Source organism: Rothia sp. P100 (genome assembly GCF_023712425.1).
Classification (GTDB): domain Bacteria; phylum Actinomycetota; class Actinomycetes; order Actinomycetales; family Micrococcaceae; genus Rothia; species Rothia endophytica.
In genome coordinates this window covers 730098-744778 of record NZ_JAMAYG010000001.1, presented here as the reverse complement: position 1 = coordinate 744778, position 14681 = coordinate 730098, and the positions used below count along the sequence as shown (strand labels likewise).

The window sequence follows — 14681 nt, the reverse complement described above, 5'->3', positions numbered from 1 at the left end:
TCAGAGGCTCACCGCGTCCAGCCAACCGTTGAGTACCTGGGTGGACGCTGCCGTCAAATCCTCTGCGTACTGGGACGCTTCGCGCCTGAAGACCGCGATATCCTGGCCCGAGTCAACGATGTCGGCGGTGTAGGCAATGAGCCACTGCTCAACCTTACGGGGGTCAACTTCTAGGTGAAACTGTAGGGCTAGGGCGAAAGGCTTCCCTGCTTCGTCTTCAAGAGTGAAAGCTTGGTTCTCAAAATCAGAGGTGGTTGCCAGTGTTTCTCTGTCGGCGGGAATGCTGAACTGATCCCCGTGCCAGTGCAGAACGGGCGTGTTGCCAAGGGGAGCTAGCACGGAGTTCTTACCAGCTTCGGTGAGTTCCACCGGGGAGTAGCCCAGTTCTAGAACGCCGGAGGCGCTAATTTCGGCACCAGCTGCCACGGCAATTTGCTGGGCACCTAGGCAGATGCCTAAAACGGGTTTTTGCGACGCTAGACGGTTCTTGATGAGCTCAACCTCCTCAAAGAGGAAGGGGTAGCTCTGGGTGTCGTTCACGCTAATTGGGGCACCCAAAACAATCAAGAGATCGGCCTCTTGAACCTCAGGAATATTGAGAGAATCAATGCCAGCATCGCGGTATTCAACGGTGAAACCACGGTCTTCAAGGAGCTGCTCGTAAATACCGAGACCTTCGAATGCTACATGGCGGATGGCATATGCTGTGCGAGTCATGAATCCTCTTTAGGTAATGGGGTGAGTGCTGCCATGTCAGTCTACTGAGATGTGTCAGAGGTTACTAGTTGATACTCGCGGGTTGAGATGTCTCCAAAAATTACTGAACGATACTAGCGCAAATAAGTTGAGTGAGGTAGACTCAACTTATAGAAAAGGATGCAGCTAGGCCGGTTCCACCAGTTGTAGCGAGCGTCCACCACCAACCTTAAATATCAACCTCCTCATAGAAAGAAGACGAAATGAACGCTCAACTCACCACCAAGAGCCAAGAAGTGCTCTCAGCAGCCAATATGAACGCTCAAACTGCGAGTAATCCTCATTTAGACACCGCTCACCTGCTGAAGGCCCTCATGGATCAGCGTGATGGTGTGGCGGTAGCTGTGCTCAAAACTGCAGGGCTAGATCCTGATGTTATCTCGGTTGCTGCCTCCTCCCTCATTAAAAAACTGCCCAAGGCGGCCGGCTCATCCGTAGCTCAGGCTCAACCTTCCCGTGCCCTGCTCACTGCCCTGCAAAATGCGCAAAACAAAGCAAAAGAGCTGGGTGATACTTATATTTCCACCGAAGTCTTACTGCTGGGCCTTGCCGCAGGAAACGACGACACCGCTCGCGCCCTCGAAGCAGAAGGCGCGACCGCTAATCATCTAGAAACCACCATTAAAGAGATGAGAGGGGAGCGAACAGTGAACACTCCTGACCCCGAGGGTACCTTTGATGCCCTGACTAAGTACGGTACCGATCTGACCGCTGTTGCACGCGAAGGCAAACTAGACCCGGTCATTGGTCGCGACAGCGAAATTCGCCGCGTGATCCAGGTGCTCTCCCGCCGCACCAAGAACAACCCCGTGCTCATCGGCGAGCCCGGCGTCGGTAAAACTGCCGTTGTAGAAGGGCTGGCTCAGCGCATGGTCTCCGGGGACGTGCCCGAATCTCTGCGCGGCAAGACCCTCATCTCCCTGGACCTGGGAGCTATGGTGGCAGGTGCCAAGTACCGCGGTGAATTTGAAGAACGCCTCAAGGCAGTGCTTGAAGAAATCAAGGCCTCAGAAGGGCAAATCGTCACCTTCATCGATGAAATCCACACCGTAGTTGGTGCCGGCGCCACCGAAGGTTCCATGGACGCCGGTAACATGCTCAAGCCCATGCTGGCCCGCGGTGAACTGCGCCTGATCGGTGCCACCACCCTGGACGAATACCGCGAGAACATCGAAAAGGACGCTGCTCTTGAACGTCGTTTCCAGCAGGTCTACGTAGGCGAACCCAGCGTGGACGACACCATCGGTATTCTGCGTGGCCTCAAGGAACGTTACGAAGCGCACCACAAGGTTGCAATTGCTGACTCGGCCCTAGTTGCCGCAGCTAGCCTGTCTAACCGTTACATCCCTAGTCGCCAGCTACCCGATAAGGCTATTGACCTGATCGACGAGGCAGCTAGCCGCCTGCGCATGGAAATTGACTCGGCCCCCGAGGAAATCGACCAGCTACGCCGCGCTGTTGACCGCCTGACGATGGAAGAACTGGCGCTCGCTAACGAAACTGACCCCGCCTCCCTCGAACGCCTAGAAGCTCTGCGCGCTGACATGGCGGATAAGAAGGAAACTCTGGACGCCCTCAACGCCCGCTGGGAAGCTGAGAAGGCTGGTCTTAACCGGGTGGGTGACCTCAAAACCCAGATCGATGAGCTGCGTTCTAAAGCAGAAGTAGCCCAGCGCGAAGGTAACCTGGGGGAAGCTTCCCGTATTCTTTACGGCGAGATTCCCTCCCTGGAAGCCGAGCTGGTTGCTGCCCAGCAGGCAGAGAGTAGCTCTGCTAACACTGAAGCTATGGTGTCTGAGGAAGTCACCGCTGATGACATCGCAGAGGTTATCTCAGCCTGGACCGGTATCCCCGCTGGCCGCATGCTGACCGGCGAAACCGAGAAACTGCTCAACATGGAAGGCGAACTGGGTAAGCGTCTCATCGGTCAGTCCAAGGCTGTAACCGCTGTTGCGGACGCTGTGCGCCGTTCCCGCGCCGGTATCTCTGACCCCGACCGTCCCATTGGCTCCTTCCTCTTCCTGGGCCCCACGGGCGTCGGTAAGACTGAGCTTGCCAAGGCGCTGGCGGAGTTCCAGTTCGACGATGAACGCGCCCTGGTGCGCATCGACATGAGCGAATACTCAGAGAAGCACGCTGTTTCCCGCCTGGTTGGTGCCCCTCCCGGGTACGTCGGCTACGAAGAGGGCGGCCAGCTGACCGAAGCTGTGCGCCGCCGCCCCTACTCCGTCGTCCTGCTGGACGAGGTGGAAAAGGCTCACCCAGAGGTCTTCGACATTCTGCTGCAGGTGCTGGACGATGGCCGCCTCACCGACGGTCAGGGGCGTACCGTGGACTTCCGCAACGTCATCCTGATTCTGACCTCCAACCTGGGCTCCCAGTTCCTGATTGATCAGGAGCTGGACGAAGATGCCCGCCGCTCTGCGGTGATGGGAGTAGTGAATGCCAGCTTCAAGCCGGAGTTCCTCAACCGCCTGGACGAGGTCATCATCTTTGATCCCCTCTCACCCGATGAGCTGAGCTCCATCGTTGGGCTGCAAATTGCAGCTCTGGGCAAGCGCCTGGAAGACCGCCGCCTGACCTTGGATGTCTCCCCGGCAGCCATTGAATGGCTGGGGCTGGCTGGTTATGACCCCGCCTACGGTGCCCGCCCGCTCCGCCGCCTGGTGCAGCGAGAAATCGGTGACCGCCTGGCTAAGGGAATCCTAGCTGGGGCTATCAAGGACGGCGACACCGTGCGGGTGGACGTTAACCCGGATGTTGCCACCGAGGGTCTAACGGTTACTGCCGCATAAACCTCAACAAAGAGGTGGGTATGTTTATAGCCAGTTGGCGAGAACATACCCACCTCTTTGCCATGCCTGAAGGTAAGCAGGCTTCCACCCCTCAGTAAGATAGACCTATGGCCATTGATACCCGATTTGCAGGTGCCGCTGAGAGCATCAGCGCTCATGCCGATATTGCCGCAACCCACCGTGCCGCGCTGCGCTCCATTGAGCGAGTGGTGAGCGAAACCGCAGAGCCCACAGACCCTGCTACTGCTATGGCTGGTATCCGGGCTCTGCTAGATGCCGGCGATGTCCTGGCATTGACCGGCGCGGGTATCTCCACCGGCTCAGGCATACCGGACTACCGAGGCCCTGCGGGCTCTCTCAAAAACCATCGGCCCATGACCTATCAGGAATTCAAATACGACGAGGTTGCCCGGCAACGCTACTGGGCACGGTCCTTTGTGGGTTGGCGACAGATGAGCCGCGCCCGCCCCAATACCGCCCACTACCTGTTGGCGGATCTTCAAGCGCAGGGGAAGCTGGCTGGCATCATTACCCAGAACGTGGACGGGCTCCACACTAGTGCGGGAGCGAAGGATGTGCTCACCCTGCACGGGGATTTATCCACCATCGAGTGCCTGGACTGTGGTGCACATGAGAGCCGTGAATCGTTGGACTCCCGTATCGACGCCGCCAACCCCGGTTACCTTGCCCGCCTGATTGGCACCGACCTGCGAGTCAACCCGGACGGGGATGTTGACCTGGCTGACCGTTTCATTCGTGATTTCAGCATGGTGCACTGCCTTGCCTGCGGCTCCACCAAACTCAAACCGGCGGTAGTCTATTTTGGTGAAGCGGTGCCGGCGGCTCGAAAAGAGGCGGTAAAACGCTTGGGTGAACAGGCGTCCTCCCTACTGGTGTTGGGTTCGTCCCTAGCCGTGATGAGCTCCTACAAAATTGCCCTCGACTTTATCCGCGCGGACAAGCCTATCGCGGTGGTTAACCAGGGCCCCGGCAGAGCAGATGCCAAGGCTAACTACCTGTGGAGAGCTGATGTGGCGGATGCTCTCTATGTTCTGACTGCTCAGTAAAACGACCGTTCTCTATACATGTGACTACATTCTTACGTCTCAACCGGCAGAGCGAGAGGAAAATGGCCGCAAAAACCTGTACCCTTATATACAGAAAAGACTGAAGGTTTTTCTGGTACCCTTGTGCGTGCATAAGCAGGTGACCAGATACGAGCGATAAAGAGGGGGTCTCGCCATGGGGCGCGGCCGTCAAAAGGCTAAAGCAACACGTCAGGCTCGGGAGATGAAGTACTTCAGCCCCGAGACAGATTACACTGCACTTGAAAAAGAACTCAGCAAAAGCACGGGTTCTAGCAACCGATCATCTGCCCACCCACGGCGCGATGACGAAGAAGACTATTCGCAGTACGCAGATAAATATTCTGACGACTACGACGGTAGATAACCCGCGCCCAGCGCGGGTTCTTCCCGTTATATTAGGCACCTGCCGCGCTGAGCGGCTAGGTGCCTTTTCTTTGACCTACCTCAAAGAAAAAGGGGCCAGATTCTTTAGAAGAGATCCCCATGCTCATGGTCTCTTCTAAAAAATCTGGCCCCTTTGCTGTGGCCTTTAGGGCTTTAGGCGTAGTTGCCCAGCAACACTGCCGCACCGCCGTCCACGCCCTTAGCCCCCTGAACGTAGTCGGCGTTGCTCTGATAGGCGCCGGTATCTGCCTCCACGGTTCCCAGAACCCAGCTAGGTAGACCGCGCTTGTTGAGACGCTCCACGGCAGCATCGGCAACGCTGGGGTCAACCACAGCGATCATGCCAACACCCAGGTTGAGGGTGCGCTCCAAGTCAGCCTGAGGCACAGAGCCCAGCTCGCCGACCAGACGAAAGATGGCGGGGATTTCCCAGCTGGAACGGTCCACTAGGCCCACGGTGCCGCGGGGTAGCACACGTGCCAGGTTAGCGGACAGACCGCCGCCGGTGACGTGAGAGAAACCGCGGATACCGCTACCGGTTTGGCCGTCTTCGCCGTTGACGGGGAAAGCCTCAATCAGATCAAGGCAATCCGCGGTGTAGATGCGAGTGGGTTCCAGCAGTTCTTCGCCCAGGGTGCGGCCCAGCTCATCCACCTGGCGTTCTAGACCCCAGCCCGCAACGTTAATAACCTTGCGCACCAGTGAGTAACCGTTGGAGTGGATGCCGGAGGAGGCCATAGCAATCAGCACATCACCCTCGCGTACCCGCTCAGGGCCCAAAAGCTCATCTGCCTCAACGATACCGGTTGCCGCACCAGCGACGTCGTACTCACCTTCAGCCAGCAGACCGGGGTGCTCAGCGGTTTCACCCCCCACCAGGGCGGTACCAGCCAGAGAGCAGCCCTCAGCGATACCGCGCACGATATCGGCCACGCGCTCGGGTACCACCTTGCCGGTGGCGATGTAGTCGGTCATAAAGAGAGGGCGAGCACCGGTCACCACGATGTCATCAACCACCATACCCACCAGGTCATGGCCAATGGTGTGGTGAATGTCCAGAGCCTGCGCAATCGCTACCTTGGTGCCCACACCGTCGGTGGAAGTCGCCAGGTAAGGCTTACGGTAATCCTTCAGAACAGAGAGGTCAAAGAGGCCAGCAAAGCCGCCGACCCCGCCCACCACACCGGCGGTGTGGGTTGCCTTCACCGCGTCCTTCATCAGCTCTACGGCGCGGTCACCTGCCTCAACGTCCACACCTGCTGAAGCGTAGGTTACTGCCTTATTTGCGGTCATTATGAGCCCTTCTGGGTGGTGGGTGAAACTTTGTCTTCGGGGAGGACGAGCGCCTCAAGATCGGCGTCTGGCCCTGGTTCGCACCCGGTCTTGGTGACGGACTGCTGCCCGGGGCTCTGAGGAGCGGAGAACTTCTGCTCGAGGGTCTCGGTGCCTGGACGGGTATCAATCGAAACTGCTGTGGCATGCTCTGGCTTATGGGCAACCTCGCGCTCTACCGTTACCTCAGCAGCGGTACCGGCTAGAGGGCCACCGTTCTTTTCAGCATCGAAAATTGCTTTGCCACGGCGCTCTTGAGCAGGAAGGGGGATGGGATAGTTGCCCGTGAAACAGGCGGTGCAAAGACGCTCGCGGGGCTGCTCGGTAGCGGCAATCATGCCCTCTTCAGAGATGTATCCCAGAGAATCTGCACCCAGTGACTTGCCGATTTCTTCAATGGTTAGACCGTTAGCCACCAGCTCAGAGCGGGAAGCAAAGTCAATACCGTAAAAGCAGGGCCATTTAACGGGTGGGGAGGAAATCCGCACGTGCACCTCTTTAGCCCCGGCCTCTCGTAGCATACGGACCAGGGCGCGCTGGGTGTTACCGCGCACGATGGAGTCATCAATGACGACTAGACGCTTACCTTCCACCACGCTGCGTAAGGGGTTGAGCTTGAGCCTAATGCCTAACTGGCGGATGGTCTGCGAGGGCTGAATAAAGGTTCTGCCCACGTAGGCATTCTTGACGAGGCCGTTGCCAAAGGGAATGCCCGACTCCTCAGCGTAGCCGATGGCCGCCGGGGTGCCGGATTCTGGGGTAGGCATCACGAGGTCTGCTTCAACCTTATGCTCGCGCGCCAGCTGACGCCCCATTTCAACTCGGGACTCGTACACGCTCCGTCCACTAATAGTGGTGTCGGGGCGGGCCAAGTAAACATACTCGAAGACACACCCTGCTGGCTTGGCCTCAGCGAAGCGCTGGGAGCGTAGGCCGTCGGCATCGATAGTGATGAATTCACCGGGTTCAACCTCGCGCACGAGAGAAGCACCAACGATATCCAGAGCAGCGGTTTCCGAGGCTATGACCCAGCCGCGATCCAGCCTGCCCAAGACGAGCGGACGCACGCCCTGGGGGTCACGCGCCGCATAGAGAGTTTCCTCATCCATGAACACCAGGCAGAAGGCACCAGAGAGCGTCGGCAACAAATCAAGAGCTGCCTCCTCGAGGCTCTCAAAATGATGGTCCTTCAACAGAGCCGTGACCAGCGCGGTGTCGGTCGTATTGCCCTGGGCTAGTTCGCCGCGTTCAGGGCGTTTGCCATCATTCTTCTGTAGCAGACGATCGTAGAGATCTGCTGAGTTGACCAGGTTGCCGTTATGCGCCAGCGCTAGGGTGCCGTGGGGAGTGTCGCCCAAGGTAGGCTGCGCGTTCTGCCATATATTGCCACCGGTGGTTGAGTAGCGGCAATGCCCGATAGCCATATGGCCCGGCAGGGAGTTCAAAGTGGTTTCGTCAAACACCTGGGAAACCAGCCCAATATCCTTATAGACGCTAAGGTGCTTGCCATCGCTGGTTGCGATACCAGCAGACTCCTGGCCGCGGTGCTGTAAGGCATAAAGACCGTAATACGTAAGTTTTGCGACGTCCTCACCGGGAGCCCACACACCAAAGACACCGCATTCGTCTTTGGGGCCGTGGTCTAGGGGATCGAGATCGTGGGTGAGTTTTCCATCGGAACGAGCCAAAGCGCGAGTTTCCATCTCTTCTCGTGTAGTGGTTAGCCTCGTCACTGCCGCGCGGGGTGGGGTGGGTGAGCGAGCGAACAAGCCTAGTTTACCTGTTGCGAAGAGCTTAAAGAAGAAAAGCCCACCAGCGGCGTGTACATTCGCGCTGATGGGCTAATCATCTAGACAACATCTGTGGTGGCGTCATAGACCTTGGGTCGCTTGGACGAGCGGCGATCCAGCAACAGCGCTAATACTATGAACAGTGCGGTGCAGGCAGTTCCAAAAATTACCGCCATAATCCCGTACACCGCACCAAAGGTGTAGTTCTCGTTTTCAGGGCCCAGAAGAGTAACTACAAACGCAACGATTAAGCCAAGAATCAGCCCTGTAATGGCAAAAGCAGGGATGGACGGCGCACGGCGCACGGTCAGTTGCGCGCGTTCTGGTGCAGTAGCAGGGTTAAAGTGCTGGCCCAGGGAATATTGGGTTTCTTCGGTCTTCTCAGAAGGGGTGCTCATGGGGCTTAACTTTACCCGGTTTAGAGCGTGTCTGGGGGAGCAGTCTATCTAGCGCTTAACTGATGCTTATTCATAAAATCCCACCAGCCGTCAAAACATCAACACTCCCGCACCACCGAAAACATCCTCCCATACAAACCCAGCGGACGCCTGAACTCCGCATGCAACCCCCGCCAGGTCTTGATCTGAGCAATCACTCGCTCAACCACCGACCGCAGCCGATTATTCTTCTTCACCTGGACTGCCTGACGCTAACCAGGCTTACGCTTAGTCGGGGTAGCTAATCCCAGGGCGACATAGCCTTTATCACCCAGAGTCGAGGAATCCAGCAGCTGGTCGAGTCGGTGGGCCCTGAAAGCATGAGCATCATGCCTAGCTCCGGGTAAGGGGGGCTAAATAGCTAGCAACTTACCATTGAGTGTGAAGATGACCTGATGATTGAACCCTGCCCGCTTATACTTACCTGAAAAGTTTATTTTGCTTTGTGAACGCCAGTTCCAGGTGGTATCAGATTCCCGTCAATCACAAGGAGTCAGGTGCTTTCAGGTTCTCTTCCAAGGTGGGAACGAGTGGAGTGAGAATTTTTCCAGGGTCTTCTCGATGGTTGTGATGGTCCGTGAGACAGTGGGCTATGAGACCTCAAAAAGGCGGGCGAGGGCTTCTTCTTGGATGAGGTTGTGCCGGTAGCTGATGAGCCTGATTTCAAGGCCTAGACCAGGGTGAGCCTGCGGGTTTTTGGTCTGGTTTGACCCAGGTGAGGTGGTTGTTGAGGACTGTGATGAGCATGGCGAATTGAGTGGTTGAGAGCCCGGCTGCACGCTGATATGGCAACGTTTCTTCCCGGTTGGCTTGAGGCTATTTGTAGAGATTTAACGCTCATATTTTGCTGCCTGGTGGGACCGTTTGGGATGTATGGGCGGGTGTTTTGGGTGGTGCGGAGGGTTGGTGTTTTTGGCGGCGAGTGGGACCTCATGAATAAGCCTCACTTTCTGATCAGGGGGGATTGACGAGTCGATCATATAACGAGATATTGAAGGGTTCGGTGTCAAAATGAGCTCTTGTAGCTACCCTATATTCATTCTGGAAAGAGCTCACGAGGGGATTTCGCCAAGACAGTTCTTATACAGTAGATAGGTACGCAGAGTTCTTACAGTTCTAACTCCTTCAGAGGTACTCCTTCAAAACTCTTCCATTCCTTTAAACCATTGCTGCTTCTTCCGGAGACAAATACTGCAGCTGTGCTAGGACTCCTAAATAATATGTCCTTGGTTAGCCGAAAGTCTTCGAGAGAATCAGCGAATTTCTCCACATAACTTTCTCGGCTGGGAGGGCAACTTGGGGCCGATTCCGCACGAATTGTAGAGTCTTTCAAGATTACAAAACCATCAGCGGTCTGTTTGCCTCGTGCATGAAAGTTTTGGCCCTTGAAAAACAAGGTAGAGGTATTTTCTTTCTCAACGGTATTTGAGGTGTCGTCTCTCAAAGGTGGCGTAGCGGTTTCGTCTAGTGGTTGGAAGACCTTATATCCTAAGGAACCAACGGCGATCTTGGTGTATTCAATAAATTCATCCAGTTCCGCCTGTTTTTCTTCGGTGACGTTCCCCGGTGAGGGCGTGTTGTTGTTAGCGATTTTGTATCGTTCAGCCTCCAGCGCAGCTTTCCAGAGGTTATTTTCCAGGTAGCTAATTTCAGTGGGTCCAAAAGAGTCATCAGTGGTCGTGATGATAATGGCATGAGTGAAATAGCTCAGCCTGTCGGTACTGTGTTCATCGATTCGTCCGGCGATTCCGTTGCCGTTAGCTCGAGAGCGTGCTTGTCCGACGTAGACCATTTCTCGGTCAGTGGCCTCTTCAGACCCGAAGAGGAGATAGACACCGTTGTGGCTGAGGTCAGGCCGCTGTTTTGAGAGGGGTTTGAGGTTTGTGCGGGGGACGAGAAAGACTCTTCCTGTCCAGTTGGAGAGTGAACATTTGATGGGACCGGTGGGTGTTCCATTCAGAAGGAAGAGTTGAACTGTTTTTGGAGTAGGCATTGTTGGTCGTCTCTTGTTTCTTAGTGCCCCAGATGATAGGGGTAAGGCTCGTGTTTTAGACTTTACGTCGTGTCCGGTAACTATGGTGTGTTTGGGTGGTTCTTCTGTCTCCGATTGTCAGATTCCAAGCTCAGCCCAACACATATCTTTATTCACTATATAACTTGGGAGTGGACCGCATTTAAGGCGCTTGCCTTCTCACCTTAAGAGCCCGTGAAATCTATATATTAGAAATCATGCATAAGAACCCCCATGATCCCCAGCTCACGCTCAGAACCCTCCTTGATCTAACTGATATCCCTCTGGAGGAGGTTCTGTTTATCAGACATTCCCAAGGCGCTGCACACCTTTCCTCTCTTACTGAGTCCACCGCTGAGTCCATACTGAGATATACGCGCGAGCAAGCTGTTCACGCCCGTAAATTTCCCCAGGACCCGCCCACATATTGGTTTGTCTTCTTAGCAGAAACAGGAGGAAAATGCCGCTTACATGCCGTCTATGAAAATAACGGTGAGGTTCTTGCCGAACGTACCGCAGATCATCGCTATTTTGATCTTCATGTAAGTCAGGTTTTCGCTACTTATCAGGGTCGGCTACTGATTAAGTGGACTAAAGATTATATTAATTGGGCAAAACTGGGAAGGTATGCTCAGAACCTTGCGGTAGCTGAAATAGCTCCTCGTGAGGTGAAGGATTTCCCTGGATACGACAATGTTGTGCTCAGCTATGCTGAGCTTCAACAGGTGGTGTCGGAAGATTCTCTATATGTTAAGTGGCGGGCTGCGCTGGAAGCTGTGCAAGGGATCTATCTCATTACAGATACGGTTACCGGGAAGCACTATGTGGGTAAAGCCGATGGTAGCGAGAGGATTCTGGGAAGGTGGAGGACTTACGCGGCAGACGGTCACGGGGGTAATGTTACTTTGCGTGAGCTGCAGGTTACTGATGCGGATTATGCGCAGAGGTATCAGTTCAGTCTTTTACGCATTTTTGGGCCGCAGACGCCGCAGCTAGAGGTGGACCAAGCGGAGACGCATTTTAAGCGGGCTCTTTTGTCGCGGCAGTTTGGATTGAATCGGAACTAGTAGGGTCTGGAGGGCTACGTGGTGCTCAAAGGTTCCTGCAATAGTAAGAGGGATGGTCTTTTAACTGGTATCTAGAATTTACTGTTAAAAATTGGTTGAAGTATCAACTTACACTTTCAGAAACCAACGATTTTGCGACCGCGTTAGTGTTCCTTCCATCTTTAAGAGCGGAGCGCACCGCCTTTTTCTGCTCAGACGTGAGAGCTGCAGATCTTCCACTATAGCGCCCTTGTGAGCGGGCATGAGTCAGAACTTCTTTAGTGCGCTCTATCAGCAGAGTTCTCGCTCCCATTGAGCCAGGGAGGCTATCACGGAGGTGACGAGCTTTTCTGCTGGTATTTTAGTGTCTGAATCGAAATCTAGGCCTTGTACTCGCCTGCCTTTTGCGTCAATTGATTGAAGAGTTTTGAGCTTATCGAGGGTGCTTCGACCTAGACGATTTAACCGTGTGACGATGAGAGTGTCACCCTCGCACGCGTAGTCTAGAGCATCTGCTAGTTGGGGTTGTTTAGATTTTATGCCACTCACTATCACAGCATAAACTTTTCGCATCCTACGCTTTTGAGCTGTCCTTGCTGATTTTGTAATGAGGCTTATTCATAAGGGGTGTCCCACCAACTAGACGACGACCCCGCCAGCGGCAAAAAATAGAGAGTTAAATCGCCAGAAATAACCCCAAGCCATACCGGAGAGACCGTTGCCTCACCAGCGTACAACACGCCTATCTAGCCAGCAATTCGCCACAGTGCTCATCACCTCACAAACCAGATTAATATGGCACAGACCCAATGAAAAACCACGCAAACTCAGCTTGAACCAAACACTACAGATGACACTCATCTACCACCGGCACAACCTCACCGAAGAGCTACTAGCAGGCTTCTTCGGCATCTCTCAATCAACGGTCTCAAGAACTATCAGACTGAGAGAAAAAGCACTCCATCAAGTACTGCAGCCCTTAACTCAGCCACTGTCGAAAGCTCTCAGTATATCCGGATCTCTCGTCGTTGATGAAACGCTCATTCCAGTCTGGAATTGGCGTTCACAAGGTAAAATAAATTTTTCCGGTAAGCACAAACGTGCGGGTTTCAACCACCAGATCATCTGTACTTTAGACGGTAGACTCTTGGCCATTACTGATCCATTACCAGGGGCTATGCATAATGCTTATTGTTTCAAGGAGCACGGGTTAGATCAGTTGCTAGATTCTTCAACCTTGGCTGATAAGGGTTATATCGGTTTAGGGCTGGCGACACCGAATAAGCGGCCTGCTGGTGGGCAGATGAGCCGGAATCGTACGATGGTGAATCGTCAGATTAAGAGGTTGCGTTCGGTGGTTGAGCGTGCGATTGCTCAGGTGAAGACCTGGCGGGTTTTGCATTCTGGGTTTCGGCGACCGTTGGGGGTGTATGGGCGGGTGTTTTCGGTGATGCGGGGTTTGGTGCTTTTGGCGGCGAGTGGGACCTTATGAATAAGCCTCAATGTTGCACCAGCCCCACGATGATGAGTTGGCAAGAGGTCGCCCCACCCAGCTAGTGATTAATGCGTCGAATCTTTAGAAGAGCGGCAGGTAGTCGCTTAAATCTGAGCGCAGCCCGGATGCTGAGATGAGTGCAACTTTCTCGCCCCAGGTGGCAAAGCCCAGAGCAACTTGGCACCAGGTCAGCGCGTCTGCTTCCACCACGTTGGGCGGGGTGCCGCGAGTATGTCGAGGCCCCGCCACGCACTGTGTCACACCAAAGGGCGGTACCCGTACTTCCACCGAGTTACCGGGAGCCAAGGTTGCCAGTTCCTCCAGCAGATAACGGACGCCGGTTGCCCGAACGGTGCGGGGCAGAGCAGCAAAATCTTTGGCTGGGTCAGCTGAGCCCAGGGTTTGTTTAATGGCGGCAAGAGCCGCTGCCCCGGCGTCCTCAGATACCTTACGCCGGATCCCCATTAAAGCAGCTCCTCAAAAGCTGCCCCCGGTCTGATAGCGCCCACGGGGGCGCCGCCACCGACGATGGGGAAGGTGGTAGCTGTTACCGCACGGTCAGCTACATCAGCTTCGATTAGCCCGGCCACCTGTAAAGCGCGAACTGCCACCAGAGATGCTGCCCGGTTTGAGCCGTCCAACATTTTGACAGCTACGGCTGCCCCACCTTGCAGGCCAATAGCCAGAACACCCTCGGCACCACGCTTCACCACGGCATCTAGGGTTTCAGAGAGGACGGTATCGCTGGCGCCTACCCCGTGCACGTATTCTGGGTAGTCGATCATGGCGGTGGCAACGGTAGCTGCGCGGGCATCCGCCTTAATGTTGTAGGCGGCAACGCCCAGCGTTGAATACGCGTGGGCTAAGCCCGTCAGGGATGTTGCTGCCAGGGCAGCGCCGCAGCCATCAACGGAAACATGCTGGGCAGTCTCACCGGTGTAGTCCTCAATGGTTTGAAGAACCAGCTGTTGTAAAGGGTGCTGAGGTTCAAGATAGGTGGCGGTGTCCCAGCCTGATTTCACGCAACCCCAGAGAAAAGCGGCGTGCTTACCTGAACAGTTATAGGCTAGTTTCTGCTTGCCGTGACCTGCCTGCACGAGGGCATGGTAGCTAGGCTCATCGGCGGGCCATGCTGCCGGGCACTGCACATCATCAGCGGTCAAACCAGCTTCAGCAAGGACGGTCTGCGCCACCTTCATATGTTCAAAGGAGCCGGTGTGGGAGCCAGAAGCTAGAGCAATCTGCGCTCCTTGTAGCTCAGCTCCCGCGTTCATCGAGGCAATGGTTTGCAGGGGCTTGAGAGCTGAGCGGGCGTAAATCAACTCATCGGGTGCCCCAGCGGAGAAAGCGACCTGGCCGGCGGAGTCCAACACCACCACCGAACCTACGTGGCGGGATTCGGTAAAGCCCCCGCGGGTGACGACGGCGAGTTCGGCTGCTTGGTCAGCGGTAAAAGTCTGCATGGGTCAAGTCTACTGGGGGCCGTTTATCTCTCGTATTTCTCCCGCACAAAGTTTTCGCCCGAAAGGGGTTAAAAACTGGCTGCT

13 protein-coding genes are annotated in these 14681 nt (G+C 55.3%); 5 read left to right on the top strand and 8 right to left on the bottom strand.

Annotation, left to right across the window (positions count from 1 at the left end; all coding sequences use genetic code 11):
• Nucleotides 1-717 (bottom strand): glutamine amidotransferase, encoded by a 717-nt coding sequence (locus M3668_RS03395; RefSeq protein WP_251379388.1) that lies wholly within the window; start codon nt 715-717, stop codon nt 1-3.
• A 242-nt stretch (nt 718-959) separates the two neighbouring features.
• Here M3668_RS03395 and clpB point away from each other — a divergent pair, with 242 nt between their 5' ends.
• The 3 genes from clpB to M3668_RS03380 all read left to right on the top strand — a co-directional run bounded on the left by clpB (nt 960) and on the right by M3668_RS03380 (nt 5003).
• Nucleotides 960-3551, top strand: coding sequence for an ATP-dependent chaperone ClpB (gene clpB, locus M3668_RS03390; protein WP_251379387.1), 2592 nt, complete (start codon nt 960-962; stop codon nt 3549-3551).
• A gap of 107 nt (nt 3552-3658) precedes the next feature.
• Nucleotides 3659-4618: a Sir2 family NAD-dependent protein deacetylase gene (locus tag M3668_RS03385; protein WP_251379386.1), complete on the top strand. Its 960-nt coding sequence runs from the start codon at nt 3659-3661 to the stop codon at nt 4616-4618.
• A gap of 175 nt (nt 4619-4793) precedes the next feature.
• On the top strand, nt 4794-5003 hold the full coding sequence (locus M3668_RS03380; protein WP_251379385.1) for a DUF3073 domain-containing protein: 210 nt from the start codon (nt 4794-4796) through the stop codon (nt 5001-5003).
• Between the two features lie 173 nt (nt 5004-5176).
• Here M3668_RS03380 and purM read toward each other — a convergent pair whose 3' ends face one another.
• The 4 genes from purM to M3668_RS03360 form a co-directional block, all read right to left on the bottom strand.
• Nucleotides 5177-6316 (bottom strand): phosphoribosylformylglycinamidine cyclo-ligase, encoded by a 1140-nt coding sequence (gene purM / locus M3668_RS03375; RefSeq protein ID WP_251379384.1) that lies wholly within the window; start codon nt 6314-6316, stop codon nt 5177-5179.
• Nucleotides 6316-8043 carry an amidophosphoribosyltransferase gene (purF, locus tag M3668_RS03370; protein ID WP_251379702.1) on the bottom strand — a complete coding sequence of 576 codons (1728 nt, stop codon included), beginning with the start codon at nt 8041-8043 and terminating at the stop codon, nt 6316-6318. The genes purM and purF overlap by 1 nt, the downstream gene beginning before the upstream one ends.
• A gap of 161 nt (nt 8044-8204) precedes the next feature.
• Entirely contained in the window at nt 8205-8543 is a 339-nt protein-coding gene (locus tag M3668_RS03365) for a hypothetical protein (protein ID WP_251379383.1), read from the bottom strand.
• Between the two features lie 1147 nt (nt 8544-9690).
• On the bottom strand, nt 9691-10575 hold the full coding sequence (locus M3668_RS03360) for a GIY-YIG nuclease family protein (protein ID WP_251379382.1): 885 nt from the start codon (nt 10573-10575) through the stop codon (nt 9691-9693).
• Nucleotides 10576-10811: 236 nt separating this feature from the next.
• On the opposite strand from M3668_RS03360, the gene M3668_RS03355 reads away from it, so the two are divergent.
• Entirely contained in the window at nt 10812-11660 is an 849-nt protein-coding gene (locus tag M3668_RS03355) for a GIY-YIG nuclease family protein (RefSeq protein ID WP_251379381.1), read from the top strand.
• A 270-nt stretch (nt 11661-11930) separates the two neighbouring features.
• On the opposite strand, the gene M3668_RS11100 is transcribed toward M3668_RS03355, so the two are convergent.
• A complete protein-coding gene (locus M3668_RS11100; RefSeq protein WP_353055963.1) occupies nt 11931-12248 on the bottom strand; it encodes a recombinase family protein in 318 nt (105 codons plus the stop codon).
• A 157-nt stretch (nt 12249-12405) separates the two neighbouring features.
• On the opposite strand from M3668_RS11100, the gene M3668_RS03350 reads away from it, so the two are divergent.
• Nucleotides 12406-13131: a transposase family protein gene (locus tag M3668_RS03350; RefSeq protein ID WP_353055962.1), complete on the top strand. Its 726-nt coding sequence runs from the start codon at nt 12406-12408 to the stop codon at nt 13129-13131.
• Between the two features lie 84 nt (nt 13132-13215).
• Here M3668_RS03350 and M3668_RS03345 read toward each other — a convergent pair whose 3' ends face one another.
• Together M3668_RS03345 and M3668_RS03340 are read right to left on the bottom strand one after the other, a co-directional pair.
• Complete coding sequence (locus tag M3668_RS03345) at nt 13216-13599, bottom strand: sterol carrier family protein (protein ID WP_251379379.1); 384 nt, start codon at nt 13597-13599, stop codon at nt 13216-13218.
• A complete protein-coding gene (locus M3668_RS03340) occupies nt 13599-14597 on the bottom strand; it encodes an asparaginase (RefSeq protein ID WP_251379378.1) in 999 nt (332 codons plus the stop codon). The genes M3668_RS03345 and M3668_RS03340 overlap by 1 nt, the downstream gene beginning before the upstream one ends.
• Nucleotides 14598-14681: the final 84 nt, after the last annotated feature.